9 protein-coding genes are annotated in these 15,985 nt (G+C 70.5%); 4 read left to right on the top strand and 5 right to left on the bottom strand.

Annotation, left to right across the window (positions count from 1 at the left end):
- Positions 1-4 precede the first annotated feature (4 nt).
- From tssK to phnD (ACTG4X_RS04230), 3 genes are all read right to left on the bottom strand, one after another.
- Entirely contained in the window at positions 5-1,336 is a 1,332-nt protein-coding gene (gene tssK, locus ACTG4X_RS04240) for a type VI secretion system baseplate subunit TssK (RefSeq protein ID WP_097200397.1), read from the bottom strand.
- Between the two features lie 154 nt (positions 1,337-1,490).
- Positions 1,491-2,561, bottom strand: a complete 1,071-nt coding sequence (phnD, locus tag ACTG4X_RS04235; protein WP_097200398.1) for a phosphate/phosphite/phosphonate ABC transporter substrate-binding protein — start codon at positions 2,559-2,561, stop codon at positions 1,491-1,493.
- A gap of 2 nt (positions 2,562-2,563) precedes the next feature.
- Complete coding sequence (gene phnD / locus ACTG4X_RS04230) at positions 2,564-3,601, bottom strand: phosphate/phosphite/phosphonate ABC transporter substrate-binding protein (RefSeq protein WP_097200399.1); 1,038 nt, start codon at positions 3,599-3,601, stop codon at positions 2,564-2,566.
- A 162-nt stretch (positions 3,602-3,763) separates the two neighbouring features.
- Between phnD (ACTG4X_RS04230) and ACTG4X_RS04225 the strand changes: the two genes are divergently transcribed.
- The 3 genes from ACTG4X_RS04225 (at position 3,764) to ACTG4X_RS04215 (ending at position 8,854) form a co-directional block, all read left to right on the top strand.
- Positions 3,764-5,653 carry an ATP-binding protein gene (locus ACTG4X_RS04225; RefSeq protein ID WP_440533283.1) on the top strand — a complete coding sequence of 630 codons (1,890 nt, stop codon included), beginning with the start codon at positions 3,764-3,766 and terminating at the stop codon, positions 5,651-5,653.
- A gap of 166 nt (positions 5,654-5,819) precedes the next feature.
- Complete coding sequence (locus ACTG4X_RS04220; protein ID WP_440533282.1) at positions 5,820-6,881, top strand: ABC transporter substrate binding protein; 1,062 nt, start codon at positions 5,820-5,822, stop codon at positions 6,879-6,881.
- Entirely contained in the window at positions 6,878-8,854 is a 1,977-nt protein-coding gene (locus tag ACTG4X_RS04215; protein WP_440533281.1) for a hybrid sensor histidine kinase/response regulator, read from the top strand. The genes ACTG4X_RS04220 and ACTG4X_RS04215 overlap by 4 nt, the downstream gene beginning before the upstream one ends.
- Before the next feature lie 12 nt (positions 8,855-8,866).
- Here ACTG4X_RS04215 and ACTG4X_RS04210 read toward each other — a convergent pair whose 3' ends face one another.
- Positions 8,867-9,832 (bottom strand): GlxA family transcriptional regulator, encoded by a 966-nt coding sequence (locus tag ACTG4X_RS04210; protein WP_440533280.1) that lies wholly within the window; start codon positions 9,830-9,832, stop codon positions 8,867-8,869.
- A 100-nt stretch (positions 9,833-9,932) separates the two neighbouring features.
- Here ACTG4X_RS04210 and ACTG4X_RS04205 point away from each other — a divergent pair, with 100 nt between their 5' ends.
- Positions 9,933-10,574, top strand: a complete 642-nt coding sequence (locus ACTG4X_RS04205) for a cysteine hydrolase family protein (RefSeq protein ID WP_093077060.1) — start codon at positions 9,933-9,935, stop codon at positions 10,572-10,574.
- 12 nt (positions 10,575-10,586) lie between these two features.
- Here ACTG4X_RS04205 and ACTG4X_RS04200 read toward each other — a convergent pair whose 3' ends face one another.
- Positions 10,587-15,983 carry a two-partner secretion domain-containing protein gene (locus ACTG4X_RS04200; RefSeq protein WP_440533279.1) on the bottom strand — a complete coding sequence of 1,799 codons (5,397 nt, stop codon included), beginning with the start codon at positions 15,981-15,983 and terminating at the stop codon, positions 10,587-10,589.
- Positions 15,984-15,985: the final 2 nt, after the last annotated feature.

Here is a 15,985-nt window from a genome sequence, read left to right as displayed (position 1 = left end):
GTGGCTAGGAACGAATGGCCCAGAACGCGAGGTCCAAGCCCGGGAAATCTCCGGCGATGTGCATCGCGATGCCGCCGGATTGCTCGAGCTGGCGCCACAGGTCGCTGTTGCGCGTTTCGAGTTCGAAGTAGTTGGCGCCGGTGTGGAAGGGAATCTGCCGCGGCGCGACCGGCATCGGCGTGAGCGTGACCCCCGGCAGCGCGAGGTTGACGAGGTCGCGGATGCGCTCGACCGGGCCGATCTTCACTTGCGTGGGGAAGCGCGCGCGCAGCGCTTCGCTGGGCATGTTCGCGTTCACCGCGAGCACGAAGGTCGCCTTGCGCTGCAGTTCCACGTCCGTCACCATCGCCACGCGCACGCCGTGCTTGCGGTCGTGCAGCTCGATGCGGATGGCCGATTGCTCGAACACCATCGAGAGGCTGCGGCGCAGGTCGTCCATCACCGGGCGGAAACTCAGTGCAAGGTCGTCGTGGATGTAGGGGCCGAAGCGCGCGACGCGGCGCGAATCGCGAAAGCTCGAAAGGTCGCCGGCCAGCCCCAGCGCATGCTCGAAGAAATGCTGCGGGTGCAGCATCGCGCTCTTTGCCAGGTGCGCAAAGATGGCCTCGTTGCGGTTCACGGCCTGCAGCAGCATGAAGTCTGCGATCTCGGCCACGCCGCCGGTGCCGCCCTGCGTCATGCGGCCCGCGAGCGCTTCGCCGCGCTGGCGCAGCAGGCCCAGCAGTTCGTCGAGCCAGGCGCGGATGACGGCATGGCCGGCCACGTCCAGCAGCGGCGGCAGCATGGCGCGGTCGAGCTGCACCTGGTTGTCGACGCGGCGCTCGACCACGCGGGCAACGCCGATGGTGGTCCAGGCATCGGTGGCTTCGCCGGCACGCATCAGGCGCGTGTGGAGCTGGCCCAGCTGCAGCATCGCCGTGCGCTCGCCGGCGGTGTTCGAATCGGGCACTTCGGATTCGAGCACGCGGTGGCGCACCAGCTCTTCATACTCCTCGGCATCGGCCTCGCGCGCACCGGCGCGGCGCAGCGGCAGCGCGAGCACCACGGCTTCGTCGCGCATGGAAGCAGGAATGTCGATGGGCTCGGGCAGCGGGTCGACCGCCGGCATGTCGAAGACCGTGCCGTCGCCGAAGACGCCGACCGCCCGCACCAGCGCCAGCTTGCCCAGCGTGAGCGCGGCTGGGTCGATCTCCAGCTCGGCAAAGCCCCAGGCGTAGGGGGTGGTCGAACGCAGGAGCACATGCCTCGCATGATCGGCATGACGCTCGCTCTGTTGCAGGTGCTGAGGCTGCAACAGCATCCCCTCGCTCCAGACCACTTTTGTTCGCCAACTCATCCGCACTCCGTCAACGGCAAGGGTGCCTGAAAGAAACACGAAGTTTCCGGCGCGGGGGACGGGAGGCAAATCCGCCTTAAGGCCTAGCTAATGGCCTAGGCGGGGGGATTTGGAGCTACGGCGAAGGGACTAGGTTGAGAGTCGAAGCGGGCGTTCAGCGCGCCGGAGCCGCGCGCAGGACCTCGACCTGCTCCGCGTATGTCTTCTCGATGCGCTGCAGCCGCTGTTCGCGCGCCGCGTCGTTGACCCACGAGGCGGCCATGGCGCGCTGCTTGCCCAACTGGTGCTCCAGCCGCGCCTCCGGCAGCAGCGCGCTGTCGTCGGCCGCAACGTAGCCGTAGGCCGCGCGCAGGGTCTTGAGCACTTCGCGCTCGGCGTCCGCGCGCGGACCCTTGCCCTTGCCGTAGCCGGTCAGGAAGTTCTGCAGCCGCGCCTGGAACTCGGGCGGGAAGTCGCGCCGCACCACCATCGGCGCGCCGGGCGGCGGCTCCGATTGCCAGACCACCTGCAGCCGCTCGGCCTCCACCGGGAACTGCTGGCGAAAGCGCTCCAGGTCGGTGGTGTTGTTGGTTGCCACGTCGGCGTCGCCGTTGGCCACGGCCAGTGCGGTGGCCTGGTGGGTGCCGACGAATTCGCTGCGAAAGCGTGTCTCCATCTCGATGTTGTTCGGCAGGAAGAGCTGGCTCTGCGGCACGATGAAGCCGGTGACCGAACGGCTGTCGCCGCGCGCGAGCCGCCATTTCTCCGGCTGGGCCAGCACGGCTTCCAGGGTGTTGAGCGGCCCGGCCTTGCGCACCAGCAGCACGGCGCGGTGCTCGGGCACGCTGGGGTGCCGCGCGATCTGCGCCACCACCTTCATGCGCCGCTGCATCACGGCGTCGAGCGCCATCTTGGCCGAGAGGAAGGCCATGTCGATCTCGTCGCGGCCGATGGCGCGGTCGAGCTCTTCGTACGTGGGCACCGAATAGGCGCTCACCGGCATGCCGAGGCTGCGGCTCATGTCGGCCATGAGCGGGGTCCACAACGCGCGCGACTCGACGGTGCCGCCCAGCGGCAGCACGCCGAAGCGGATCATCCTGATCGGCACCGGCGCGGCCTTCTCTGCTGTCTTTTCGGTCGTCTTCTCGGATGATGCGGCGGCGCCCTGCGCCATGGCCGGCAGCGACCCGGCCAGCACGACCGCGAAGGCCAGCACCAGCACGGCAGCCACGCGCCAGGCCTTCATCGTCACGGCGTCACGTCCTTGAGCACGCTGACCTGCTCAGCATAGCCGCTCTCGATGCGCTGCAGGCGGGCTTCGCGTGCGGCGTCGTTCACCCATTGCGCGGTCATGGCGTTCTGTCTGGCGAGCTGGTAGGCCAGCTTGGCCGCGGGCTGCAGCGAGCTGTTGTCGGCGGCCACGAAGCCGGCCAGGTCGTGCAGCGACTTGAGCACCACGCGCTCGGCGTCGCCGCGCGGCCCCTTGGCGCGGCCGTAGCCGGTCAGGAAGGCCTGCACGCGCTTGCGCAGCTCGGGCGTGTATTCGCGGCGCACCACGATCTGCGCGTGCGGGATCAGATCCGACTCCCACAGCACCTGCAGCCGCTCGGTCTCGGCCGGAAAGCGCAGCTTGAAGCGCTCGAAGTCGGCCGTGTTGTTGGTGGCCACGTCGGCCTCGCTGTTGGCCACGGCCAGCGCGTTGGCCTGGTGGGTGCCCACGATCTCGCTGCGAAAGCGCGTCTCCATCGCGATGTGGTTCGGCAGGAAGAGCTGCAGCTGGGGCACGATGAAGCCCGACACCGACTGCTTCTCGCCGCGCGCCAGCCGCCAGCGCTCGGGCTGGTCGAGCATGTTCTTCAGTGAGTTGAAGGGCGGCGCCTTGCGCGACAGCAGCAGCGCGCGGTAGCCGGGCAGGCCGTCGTGCCGCACCACCTGCGCCACCACCTTCATGCGGCGCTGGGTCACGGCGTCGAGCGCCATCTTTCCCGAGAGGAAGGCCATGTCGACCTCGTCGCGCTGGATGGCCTGCTCCAGCGCCTCGTACGAGTTGACCGACAGCACGCTCACCGGGCGGTTGATGGCGCGGCTCAGCTCGGCCAGCAGTGGGTCCCAGTCGCTGCGCGACTCGAAGGCGCCTCCGAGCGGCAGGATGCCGAAGCGGATCGGCCCGTCCGGCGCAGGGGCGGCCTGGGCCGCGCCCCACAGCGGAAAGCCCATGAGCAAGGCCAGTGCCGCCGCTCGGAGGACACCGGAGAAATCGACGAATCGGCGCATGGAAGCCTGCATTTGTGGTCCTAAAGAGATAGGGCCGTTGCGCATCGGCGGGTCTAACATGGGCAGCGCGGACGCCATTAAATATCAATTGCAAGCAATTTTTGTGATGTTTTTCCTGTCTTCCCGGTTCCGGACCGGCCTCCTAAGCTCGGCGCCCATGCGTCCGATGCCCCCATGAACTGGAACTTCCGCGTCCTGCGCGGCCTGGCCCGCCTGACCTTTGCCCAGCAGCTGATCCTGCTGGCGCTGGTGCCGGCGGCGCTGGCCACGGTGGCGGCCATCACCGTGCTGACGCGGCAACACCTGGGCAACCTCACCGAGCTGATGCGCGCCAATGCGCAAACGGTGGCCCTGCAGGTGGCCACGGTGGCGCAGGCGCCGCTGGCGCGCATGGACCGCCGCGCGCTGGCGCGCACCGCCCAGTCGGGCACCTACCAGCCCAACGTGCAGCAGGTGCAGATCTGGACGGAAGACGGCGAGATCGTGGCCAACTCCGAAACCGTCGACCGCGCCCGCGCCGACGGCCTGCAGGTGGTGGTGCCCATCGTGGGCGACGACGGCCGCCACAACGGCCAGGTGATGGTCGAGATGAGCCTGGCCGCGGTGGAAAGCGCGCGGCGCTCGGTCTGGTTCAACGTGGGACTGGTGCTGGCGATCAGCCTCTTCGGCGTGAGCCTGGCAGGCTGGTGGGCGGCGCGGCGCATCAGCGAGCCGATCCGCGCGCTCGGCAAGGCGGTCGACCGGCTCGGCGCGGGCGAGGACGCAAACGTGGCCATCGAGGGCACCTCCGAAGTGCGCCACCTGCAGCACGGCTTCAACCAGGCCGCGCGCGCGCTTGCGGAAAGCCACCGGCTGCTGCAAAGCCGCATCAACGAGGCCACGGCCGAGCTGGCCCGCAAGAACCAGCAGCTCGAAGTGGCCAGCCAGGCCAAGACCCGCCTGCTGGCCGCCGCCAGCCACGACCTGCGCCAGCCGCTGCATGCGCTCACGCTTTTCTCCGACGGGCTGGCCAACGGCGAGCACGACCCGGTGAAGCTGCAGCGCATCGGCCACATCCGCGAATGCGTCGATTCGCTCGACCGGCTTTTCTCGGAGCTGCTGAACCTGTCGCAGCTCGACGCGGGCGTGCTGCAGCCGCAGTGGATCGACTTTCCGCTCGACCGGCTGTTCGATGAAATCAGCCGCAACTTCCGCCCGGTGGCCGAGCAGCAGTGCCTGCGGCTGGTGGTACGCAAGACCGACATGTGGGTGCGCTGCGACTACGTGATGCTGTCGCGCATCCTGAACAACCTGGTGTCGAACTCGCTGCGCCACACCATCGAGGGCGGCGTGCTGATCGGTGCGCGGCGGCGCGGCAGGGGCGTGCGCATCGACGTGGTCGACACCGGCGTGGGCATTGCCGCGCAGCACCAGGCGCGGGTGTTCGAGGAGTTCTACCAGGTGGAGCCCACCGGCCGCCAGGCGGCGCGCGGCGCGCGCGGCATGGGGCTGGGCCTGGCCACGGTGCAGCGCCTGGCCGAGCTGCTCAACACGCGCGTAGAGCTGAGCTCGAAGCTGCACAAGGGCACCTGCGTGCGGGTGCTGGTGCGCTCCGCCCCGGCCGCACTGCCGCCGGCGGCGGGGTCGCCGGCCGTTGCCGCCGTCGAGGAAGAAGAAAGCCTGGCCAACGTGCGCATCCTCGTGATCGACGACGAGCGCACCATCCTCGAAGGCCTGACGGTGGTGCTCTCCAACTGGGGCGCCGAAGTGCTGCCCGCACAGACCCGCGCCGAGGCGCTGGCGCTGGCCGACACCTGGGAGCAGCCGCCCGACGTGGTCATCAGCGACCTGCTGCTGCAAGGCGGCGACAACGGGCTCGACGTGATCGCCGCGCTGGAGCGCCATCCGCGCGGCATCGGCGCCGGCACCGCGCGCCTGCTCGTCACCGGCGAGACCAAGCCCGACCGCCTGCGCGAAGTGGCGAGCGCCGGCATCACGGTGCTCTACAAGCCGGTGTCGCCGCGCGTGCTGCGCCAGGCCATCCAGACGCAAAGGGCCGTCGCAGCCCTCGCGGTAGGTGCGTAGGTAGTCCATCGGACATAGGCCGTGCGGCTGCCACCGCGTGACATCCGTCACACGAGCAAGCCCTCGCCGACACGGACATAAGCCCTCCGCCTTATCGCGCCAAGCCGGGTCCGTCCTTACATTGGACTATCGCCCCTCGCTGCGGAAGCAGTCCATGTTTGTTGCCGTGAATTCCTTTCTCTCGCCCTTCTGCGGAAGGTTGCGCCGCGCCGTGCTGGCCGTGGGCTTCATGTGGGCCGGTGCTGCTGTCTCGTCTGTCTTGTTCGCTGCCCCGGCCTCGGCCGCCAGCCTCACGGTGCTGATGGGCGACGATGCCGCGGCGTCTTCCGAGTTCGTGCAGCAGCTGCGCGCGGACCAGGAACCCGGCGGCAAGTTCGAGCTGGTGCGGCTCACGCCCGGCGGCGCCGATCCGCAACCGCCCGCGGAGGCAACGGACACCGAGCGCGCCGCGAACGCCGGCGTGCGCACGCGCAGCCTGCGCACCGCTTCCGACGCGCCGCTCACCATGGCCGTCGGCCCCGCCGCCGCGCGCGCCGCCGTCGAGCGACCAGGCCAGGAGCCGCTGGTGCTGGCGATGCTGAGCCGGCTCGAATACGAAACCCTGAAGGCCAGCAGCCCTGCCCTGCGGCGCGGCGACCGGCGCGTGGGCGTGCTGCTGCGCGATCCGGCCATGGCCGACCAGCTCGCGCTGATCACCGCCGTGCTGCCGCAGAAGCACCGCATCGGCGTGGTCGCCACGCCCGAGTCGGAGCCGCTGGTGCGCGAACTGCAGCGCGCCGCGCAAGGCGCGAACCCGCCCTGGGACCTGCGCGTGGAATACGCGCCCGACGCCAAGTCGCTCGCCAACGCCCTGCGCCAGGTGGTGCCGCTGAGCGACGCGCTGATGGTGCTGCCCGACCTGATCGGCGACAGCCAGGCGGCCACGCTCTCGGTGCTGCGCGCCGGCGCGAGCGCGGGCCTGCCGGTGTTCGGCGCAAGCGAAGGGCTGGTGCGCTCGGGCGGCCTGGCCGCGGCGGTCTCGACGCCATCGCAACTCGCGCAGCAGGCCCGGCTGCTCGGCCAGAAAGTGGCGAGCGCGGGCACGGGCAGCAGCAGCAACAGCAATGCGCCGCTGGTGGAAGCGGCAACGCCCGCCACCGTGCGCGTCAACGCCACCGTGGCACGCGGACTCGGCCTGCGCATGCCGGAGGAACGGGAACTGACCGACCGGCTCGCAGCCCCGCGATGAGCACCGCACCGCCCTCTCAAGGCCCGCCGGGAACAAACGGGGCCGGTGCGCCCGCGCCCGTGCCCACGCCGCCGCCCCAGTCGCCCCACACGCTGGTCGTGCGCGGCAACCTGCAGCGCGATCTGTTCCGCCTTGGCGTGGTGCCGTGCGCGGCGGTGGCGCTGGCGCTCACCGGCTGGTTCACGCACAACCGGCTGCAGACCCTCGAAGCAGCCTTCGACGCCGAAGGCCAGGCCGTGGCGCGACAGGTGGCGGCCATGTCCGACCTGAGCCTCTACGCGGGCGACCTGCCGGCGCTGCAGAACGTGGCCAACGCCGCGCTGCGCGGCGGCCAGGTGACGCGCGTGGAGATCAGCAACAGCGCGGGCGTGTACGTCACGGCCGGGCCCAAGACGCCGTCGCTGGCGCAGCTGCGCATGTTCACCTCGCCGGTCACGCTGCGCGAGGCCTCGCGCGCCAGCGCCTTCGCGCCCGCCGGCTCCACCGCTGCGGGCGACACGCCCATCGGTCTCGTGCAGACCTTCCGCGACACCACCGCCTACACGCGCGAGCGCAGCCGCTCGCTCTTCGCGGGCATCGGCATTGCGCTGGTGGCACTGGTGGCTGCATGGGCCTCGGTGCGCCACATGGCGCGCACGGTGGCGCGGCCGCTGCGGCGCGTGTCGCGCACGGTGGCGGCGCTGGAGTCGGGGCATTTCGAGGTGCGCTGCGACGTGGTCGAGGGCGGCACGCGCGGCACGCACGAACTCGCGGTGCTCGCGCACGACATCGACCGCCTCGCCGAGCGACTGCAGCGCAACCGACAGGTCAGTGAAGAGCGCGTGCGCGAAGCCACCGCCGTCGCATTGCAGCGCATGGCCGAGGCCGAGCAGGCCGCGCTGTCGCGTGCGCGCTTCCTGGCGGCAGCGAGCCACGACCTGCGCCAGCCGCTGCATGCCATGGGCCTGTTCATCGACGGCCTGCTGCCCGGCGCCTCGCCCACGCAGCGCCCGGCCGTGCTGCGGCTGCAGGAGAGCACCGAGTTCATGGGCGTGCTGCTCGACGACCTGCTCGAGATCTCGCGGCTCGATGCGCAGGTGCTGACGCCGGCGATCGCCAAGGTGCCGCTCGCCGCGCTGTTCGACCAGCTCGATGCGCAGCACGCCGCCACCGCCGTCGAGGCCCGCGTGCGGCTGCGCTGGAGCGACCGCGGCCTGGCCGTGCGCACCGACGCGGCGATGCTGCGGCGCATCGTCGGCAACCTCGTGACCAACGCGCTGCGCCATGCGCCCGACGGCGGCACCGTGCTGGTGGCCGCACGGCGCAGCCCGGCCGGCGTGCGTATCGAGGTGCGCGACAACGGCGTGGGCATCGCGCCGATCCACCAGGGCCGCATCTTCGAAGAGTTCTACCAGGTGGCCAACACCGAGCGCGACCGGCGCCGCGGCTTCGGGCTGGGGCTGGCCATCTGCGCGCGCATCGCTGCGCTACTGGGAACCCGCATCACCGTGCGATCGGCGCTGCAGGCAGGCAGCACTTTCAGCTTCACGCTGCCCGAGGCGCGCCTGGCGGACATCACGCCACCCGAGCCGCCGCCACTCGCCGTCGCGCCCCTGGCCGGCCTGCGCTGCCTGGTGGTGGACGACGACCCCGCCATCCTCGACGGCAGCCGCGCGCTGCTGGAGCAATGGGGCTGCCAGGTCGAATGCGTGACCAACGGCCCCGAGGCCATCGCGCGGCTGGGCACCGGCGACCTCCACTACGACGCCGTGCTGTGCGACCTGCAACTGGCGGGCGAAGGCGACGGCGTGGACGTGATCGACGCCGCCAAGCGCCTGCAGCCCGACGCGCTGGCGGTGCTGGTGTCGGGCGCCACCGGGCCCGAGGTGCTGCAGCGGCTGCGACATGGCGGGGTGATGCTGCTGACGAAGCCGGTTGCGCCGGCGAAGCTGCGGGCGCTGCTGACCACGCGGCGGCACGTGCACATCGCCTGACCCCGGCGCTTTCTACGCCCGTGAGAACTGCCGGCGATACGCAGTGGGCGATACCTTGAACGCCGACATGAAATGCTTGCGCAGCGACACCGCCGAGCCGAAGCCGGCGCCGGTCGCTACGCGCTCGACCGGATGGTCAGTGGTCTCCAGCAGCCGCTGCGCCAGCGCAAGGCGCTGGTTCTGCACCCACTGGCCGACCGTGGTGCCGGTGGATTCGCGAAAGCGCCGCGTGAAGTTGCGCCGGCTCATGAGCGCGCGCCGCGCGAGGTCGTCGAGTTCGTGCGGCGTGGCTAGGTGGCCACCTAGCCACTCCAGCAGCGGCGCGAGGCGGTCGCGCTCGGCTGTTGCGGGCACGGGCTGCTCGATGTACTGCGCCTGCCCGCCCTGCCGGTGCGGCGCGACCACCATGCGCCGCGCGGCGCGGTTGGCCGTCTCGGCGCCGTAGCGCACGCGCAGCAGGTGCAGGCAGCAGTCGATGCCCGCGGCCGTGCCGGCGGAAGTGAGCACGCTGCCGTCGTCCACGTACAGCACCTCGGGCTGCAGCTGCACCTTCGGATACTGCTTGGCGAAGGCCGGCGCCAGCTTCCAGTGCGTGGTGGCGGGCCGGCCGTCGAGCAGCCCCGCCTCGGCCAGCACGAAGGCGCCCAGGCACAGGCCGACCACGGTGGCGCCGCGCCGGTGCGCGGCCTGCAGCGCGCGGATCAGCTCGGGCGGCGCCGCGCCGCCGTCGTCGCGCCATGAAGGCACCACCACGATCTGCGCCCGGCGGATCGCCTCGAGCCCATGCGGCACCACGAGCGTGAAGCCCGCGTTGGTCTGCAGCGCGCCGGGCTCTGGCGCGCACACCCGCATGCGAAAGCGCGGCGCGCCGGTCTCCGTGCGGTCTTCGCCGAAGACCATGCAGGGCACGGACAGGTGGAAGGGGCTGATGCCGTCGAAGGCTACGACGGCGATGGTTTCGATGGTCGTATTGCTCATGGCCCGATCTTATCGATGAATGGCTTTCGGGCCACTGTCGCGAAACGGTGCAAAGGCGAAGAATCAGGCCATCCGAACAACCAGAGAGAAGGAGCCTTTCATGAGCAACAACACCGCCACAACCCCGCGCCGCGCCCTCGTCGTGATCGACGTACAGAACGAATACTTCGAAGGCGGCGGCCTGCCGATCGAGTTCCCGCCCATCGAAGACACGCTGCCCAACGTGACGAAGGCCATGGATGCGGCACGCGCCGCCGGCACGCCGGTGATCGTGGTGCGCCACCATGCGCCCAAGGGCGCACCGGTGTTCCAGGCCGACACGCACAACGGCCAGCTGCACCCCGAGATCGCGAAGCGGCCGCACGACCACCTCATCACCAAGAGCTTTCCGAGCGTGTTCACCGGCACCGACTTCGCCGACTGGCTCGCGCGCCATGAGATCGACACGCTGAGCGTGGCCGGCTACATGACGCAGAACTGCGACGCTTCCACCGTGTTCGAGGCCATGCACCGTGGGCTGAACGTGGAATTCCTGGCCGACGCCAGCGGCGCTCTGCCGTACGAGAACGCGGCGGGCAAGGTCACGGCGGAAGAAATCCATCGCGTCTTCAGCGTTGTCTTCCACAGCAACTTCGCGGCCGTGACTTCGACCGACGCGTGGATCTCCGCGATGCGCGAAGGCCAGGTCATCCCGAAGGACAACGTCGTGATGTCCAACCGCCGCGCACGCGGCGTCGCCTGAACCGGGCGCGGATCAGAAGTCCGCGCAGCCGTTGCGCTTCTCGGTGTCCACGCAACTCGACAGGTTGGGCCGCGAGCGCACGCGCGACCATTCGCGCGCCAGCACGTCGCTGCCCTGCGTTGCGCGGTCGCCTTCCAGCGGCCCGGTGGCAAAGCAGATCGGCGGCGGGCCGATGTTGCGGTCGTACACCCAGGTGGCGGGCAGGTCGCGCAGCACGTCGGGGCGCGGCAGGTTGGGCAGCCCGCCGACGAACAGGGTGCCCGGCACCACGTTGACCGCATAGCCCTCGGCCGAAGTGAAGGTGCCATTGATCGGGTACGCGCCCTGCGGGCTGGCCTGCAGCGCCGGCGAGAACAGGAAGCCGGCGAAGCCCGCGCCCGTGTCGCCCAGAATGAGCCCGCCGATGCCGTAGCTGAACAGCGGGTTCGGATAGCCGAAGGGCCGGCTCGCGTTGGCGACGATCACCGTCGCCACCGGCTGCTGCGCGTAGATGAAGTGGTTGGCGCCCGCGGGAATGCTCACCGCGCACAGGCCCGAGTAGGCGCAGTGGTACAGGTTGGGGTACAGCCCCGAACCCGCCAGGCCGCCGCGCGTCTCGCCCACCCAGGTGTCGGCCCACACGCGCCACGGCGCGCCGCCGATCGTGTAGCCGCCGGTGTTCTGGAAGCGCGAGGCCGCCACGAGGTCGGCTCCGTTGGTGCTGCTCACGTTGGCGCCCAGCAGCAGGTCGCCGCTCAGCGTGCGCACGAACACCGTGTCGGCCGCCATCGAGGTGGCCGACACGACCTGCGGCGCATTGCCGGCGGCGTCGTAGCCGGTGACGCTCACCGAGCCCAGCTTCACGGTGTCGACATCGACATAGCGGAAGGCCCCGGCCGCGCCGCCGCCCACGGTGTCGGCGCTCACGTTGTTCGCCGCCTGGTCGAGCAGCACGCTGCCGCCGGTGGAGCGTGCCAGCAGCGTGCCGGCAGTGATTGGCGCAGCGGCTGTCTGCGTGATGTTGCCGCCCGAGATCAGCCCGACCTTCGACGCCGTGAGTGCGCCGCCAAGCTGGATGTTGCCGCCACCGCCGTTCTGCAGCGTGAGCGCGTTGGGCACGCTCAGCGGCCCGACGACGTTGATGTCTGCCGCATGGGCATTGCTGCCGGCGACGATGGTGGGCGCGTCGAGCCGCGTGAACTCGTCGGCCGACACCGCGAAGCCCGTGGCCGCCGTGCCGCCCAGCGTGATCGGGTTGGCCGTGCGGTCGACCGCGTTGCCGGCAGCGTCCACGCCGCCGGGGCGAAGGTTGAGCACGTTGCCCGCGCGCACCGTGCCGGTAAGTACCACCGCGTCGGTCGAACCGTCGTTGCTCGCGCGCAGCACCACGTTGTTGTTGCCGTCGATGCGTCCGCCGATGCCGAGGGTGATGCCCGTGCCGTTGGCCTGCGACTCGCCCGCGACGTCGATGTTGCCCGCGCCGAGCGTGGTGACCAGCGCGTTGTTGGCGATCAGCACGCCGCCCGACGTGCCGCTCTGGGCACCTGGCGTCACGACGCCGCGGATGCCGATATTGCCGTCGATGCTGCGCACCGTGACGTTGCTGAGATCGACGGCCTGCACGGCAAGCGGCCCTGTGCTGGGGTCCGTCACGCCGCTGCCGGTGCCGTAGATCGAGATGTCGCCGCTGGTGGTGAGGATCTGGCTGGGCCCGGTGCCCGCGCCGATGCGCACGCCGGTGCCGCCCGGAGCGGTGCCCGAGATCGACACGTCGCCGGTGCTGCTCTGGATGCCGACGCCGCTGAGCTGCACTGTCGCGGTGAAGCCCGAGAAGGTGGGCGTGCCGCGCTGGCCTGTGATCTGCACCGAGCCGCCGGGACCCGCATCGCCCAGCGCCGTGGTGCGCGTGTCGATCGTCGTGTTGGTCATCTGGATGGCCGTATTGCCCGTCGGGCGGGTGTCGGCCGTCATCGTGACGTCGCCGCCGTTGGTGGCGATCGTCATGCCGCTCAGGAAGATCGATCCGTTCTGGCCACCCACGCCCGCGTTGAACACCACGTTGAGCGCACCGGAGTTGGACTGGATCGAGTTGTTGTTGAAGGCGTTGATGTTGTGCGCCGCGTCGAGCTCGAAGGTCAGCGGCGCGGCGCCCTTGCTGCGCACGATGGCGGCATCGGCCGCGAAAGTGATGTTGCCGTCGAAGGCATTGCCGCCCGTGCCGGTGGTGATCGTCACGCTGGTGCCGCCGTCGAGCGCGTTGTTGATGTCACCGTCCTGGATGGTCGAGTTGGCCAGCGGGTCGAAGGGGTTGCCCGTGAGGCTGCCCGAGGCGGTGCCGTGCGCGATGTTGACGTTGAACGGATCGATCACCCAGGAGCCCGCGCTGCCCACGGGCGCCGAGGCGTCCACGCGCAGGCCGGTCAGGTCGAAGTGCTGCGCCGAGGTCTCGATGCTGCCGCCGTTGCCGCCAGCACTGCCGCCGCGCGCTGACAGGCTGCCGTAGCCGCGCAGCGTGTCGCCCGCGATCACGTTCACCGTGCCGCCGTTGCCCGTGGCCGACTTCGCGTCGGCGCGCAGGCTGGCCTGATCGCTGATGGCGATGGTGCCGGTGGCGCGCACGTCGATGGTGCCGGACTGGCCCGCGCCGCCGGCGTCGATGGTGGTCACGTTGTCGAACGAATCGGTCACCAGCACGTTGCGCCCGTTGAGGCTGACGGTGCCGCCCGCGCCGGTGCTGCTCGAGACGTCGAGCACCGGCAGGATGGTGGTGCCCGACTCCAGGTCGCGCAGGTTCACGCGCCCCACGCGCACGTCGCCGCCGCGGCCGTCGATGGCAATGCGCCCGCCCTCGGCGCGCACGGTGCCGCCGGCTTCCATTCCGAGCACCACCGCCGATGCGTCGTTGCCGACGGTCGCGGCGCCGTTCGCCACATCGAAGCCCTTGCCGCCCGCCGTGCCCGAGATCGACACGTCGCGCCCCTTGCCGGCCGTGATGCTGCCCCCGAGGATGGAAACGCCGTTGCCCGCGCCGTAGCTCACGCCGGCGCCGCCGTTGGCGGCCGATGCCGAGGTCAGGAAGGCGCTGTTCGCCGTCAGGCCCTGCATGTCGCTGCCGGTGCCGTCGATGGCCACGCGGCCGCCGGCATCGATGATCGCGCCGCGCATCGAGATGCCGCCGATGTTGCCCGTGGTCACGTCGGGGAAGGAACTGTCGACGAAGTCCACGGTGCTGCCGTACACCGCGACGGGGTCCGTGGCCGTCCAGTTGCGCGAGCTGCCGGTGATGTTCACATCGCCGGTGCTGGTGCGCAGCACCGTGTCGTTGCTCTCGGTGCCGTCCAGCAGCACGCCGCCCGCGCCGATGCCGCCCGCGCCGGTGATCGCGATGTTGCCCGCGCCGGTGGCCAGGCTGCTGCCCGAGACTTGCACGCCGTCAGCGCTCACGTAGTAGTTCGGGTCGCCGGCCGAGCTGCTGGAGCCCTGCCCGCGCAGCACGATCGAGCCGCTGCCGCCGCAGGCGCCCGAGGCCATCGCGCAGGTGTTCAGCGTGCTGTCGAACAGCGAGATGCCCGCGCGGCCGATATTCGGCCCGCCATCGGTGGGCGCGATGCCGCCGACCGCATAGCCGTTGGCCGCGTCGCTCTGCCCGTAGAAGCGGATGTTGCCGCCGTTGGTGGCGATGCTCGCGTTGTTGAGCTCGATCACGCCGCCGTCGGTGCCGCCGGCCGAGTTGGCGTTGAAGTCCACGTGCAGCGCGCCGCTTTCCGAGCGGATCGACGAGCCGCTGGACATCTGGATGTCGCGCAGCGAATCGACCGTGAGCCGTGCGTCGCGCCCCTGCGACTTGACGATGCTCGCGTTGTCCTGGAACACCACGTCGTGCGACTCGCCATCGTTGGAGCCGGTGCGCAGCGTCACGTCGGTCGAGCGGCCCAGCGCGTTGCCGATGGCTGTCGTGCTGATGCGCGTGTCGGCCGTGTTCAGCGCGTAGTCCGACGGGTCGTAGGCCGGCACGGTGTTGTCCACATTGAGCGTGCCCTTCGACTCGACCACCCAGGTCCCGTTGGCACCGCTCGCACCGCCCGCCGCATCGATCTGCGCCAGCTCGGTCACCTCGACCTGCCGCGCTGTCGTGGTGATGGTGCCGCCCGCGCCGCTGCCCGCACCGCGCGCCTGGATCTGGCCGGAGACGTGCGTGTAGTCGGCGCTCAGGTCCACCGTGCCGCCTTGCCCGTTGGCACCGGTTGCGTTCGCGTGCAGCACCGAATCGGGCGACATGCTCACTGCGCTGTTGCCCGTTACCTGGATCTGCCCGCCCTTGCTGCCGCTTGCATCGGCGGTCAAGGCGGACAGGCGCACGTAGTCAGCGCTCGCGGTGATCGAGCCGCCGGCCACGCCAGCGTCGGTGCCCGTCGCGTCCAGCGTGCCGCCGAGCAGCATCTCGTTCGAGCGCGCCGGCGACTGGCCGCCGTCGAGCACGATCTCGCCGTTGCGCGTGGACAGAGAGCGCGCCCGGATCACGCCGGTCTGGCTCACCACGAGCTGGCGTGCATCGACATCCGCCGCAGCCGCCATCAGCACCACGCGACCGCCATTGGCCGTGATGTTGCTGGTGTTCATGAGCTGCGCGGTCGTCGACTTGCTCTCGTCAGCGGCCTGCAGGTCCGCGAGCTTGAAGGTGGTCTGCCCGTCCAGCGGCACCTTGAAGGTCGTGAGCCCGTCGCCGTCGAAGTCGAGGCTCATCGTGAGCTTGCTGGCCGACACCAGGCCCACCGAGCCGCGCGCGACGTTGATCTCGCCGTCGTTGCGCACCGAGCCGCCGACCAGCGCCACGGTGCCGCCCGGCGATGCGGTGATCGACGCGCCGCCCTCCACCCTCACCTGCGCGATGCTGCCCGAGGGACCGACGAAGACAAGCTGCTCGCTCTTGTCGAAGGCCTTGTTCTCCGAGCCCGCGGGCATGAAGTTGCTGTTGGCGATGTCCAGCGTGGACGCGACCAACCCGCCCACGTTGACCGACGAGCCCTTGCCGAACACGATGCCGCTCGGGTTGATGAGGAACACGCTGCCGCCGGGCAGGTTCGGGCTGCCGATCAGCGAAGTCTTCAGCGTGCCGTCGATGCGCGATGCCAGGATGGTGCCGCCGTCACCCACCACGCGGTTGAGCAGCACTGCACGCGTGCTCGGCTGCGCGATGTTGACTGTGTTGGTCGCGCCGATGGAGAAGGTCTGCCAGCTGGCGATACCGCGCAGGGACGGCTGGGTGATGCTCATCACGTTGCCGCTCTGCGTCATCGTGACGCCGCCGGCAATGGGCGTGAAGCCGGTGGGCAACACCTGCGCCATGGCCGGGGCCGCGCCCGCACAGATCAGCGACAGCGCGATGGGCCGCAGTTGAAGCCGCTGTGGAAATCGATTGCGTTGCTTCATGG

This window comes from Variovorax sp. YR566 (genome assembly GCF_051992195.1).
Classification (GTDB): domain Bacteria; phylum Pseudomonadota; class Gammaproteobacteria; order Burkholderiales; family Burkholderiaceae_C; genus Variovorax.
The sequence above is the reverse complement of the archived record's forward strand: the minus strand, read 5'-3'. Positions and strand labels throughout refer to the sequence as shown.